We start from the raw sequence: 720 nt of genomic DNA, 5'->3' as shown, positions 1-720 counted from the left end.
ATTGAAAACGAAGTAAAAACACTTAAATGGTCATTAAAGAATGGCAATATAGTGATTACTAACAATACGCCTTTTTTCATCAATATTGGAAAGATATTTCTTAATCATAGTGAAGTTGAAGATAATCCAGGTTATTTATCTCCAAAGTCCGAAACAATTATAAAAGTCAATAAAATACAAAGTAATCAAAATAAAATTCAGCTTATTTATATTGATGACTTTGGTAAGGGTGTTCCAGTTGATTTTAAATTATAACTAAGAGATTTATTTCAACATGAAAATAGAAAAGGATCATTATTTAAATAAATCTCCACTCCATTTATTAATGTTTGGAGGTTTATTTTTCTCATTTAATACTTCAGCGGATGATTATTACCCACCTAATCTATTGAATATTGAAGGTCATTCACAACAGGTAACAAATGAAGACCTTAGTGTATTTAGAGAATCTTCTATTGCACCAGGTTATTACCATATTGATTTTTTTATTAATAAAAATCGTATTTTTAATCGTGAAGTTGAATTTTCGTTAATGGATAACGCAGAAAATAAAAAAAACCTAGTACCTTTACTAACAGCTGATGAGTGGTATCAAGCTGGTGTTGATATTCCTAGTGAATTAATTAAAAAAGATGAAAAATTTATTAATATTAGCCTTATTGAACACACTGTTAGCACGCTAGATTTAAATAGAAACCAGTATGTACTAACTTTACCGCA

Annotated in this window: 2 protein-coding genes; both read left to right on the top strand. The window is 27.6% G+C overall.

The features are described 5' to 3' along the window. The coding region (locus ABN217_RS19325) for a fimbrial biogenesis chaperone (RefSeq protein ID WP_502935139.1) at nt 1–255 on the top strand (255 nt) is incomplete at its 5' end. Nucleotides 256–274: 19 nt separating this feature from the next. After that, nucleotides 275–720 (top strand): FimD/PapC N-terminal domain-containing protein (locus tag ABN217_RS19320; protein WP_349459869.1); only part of this gene is annotated, 446 nt, incomplete at its 3' end.

Source organism: Proteus sp. fly-1067, assembly GCF_040139345.1.
GTDB lineage: Bacteria > Pseudomonadota > Gammaproteobacteria > Enterobacterales > Enterobacteriaceae > Proteus > Proteus vulgaris_B.
Note: the sequence above shows the minus strand (reverse complement) of the source record. Positions and strands in the feature narration are given on the sequence as shown.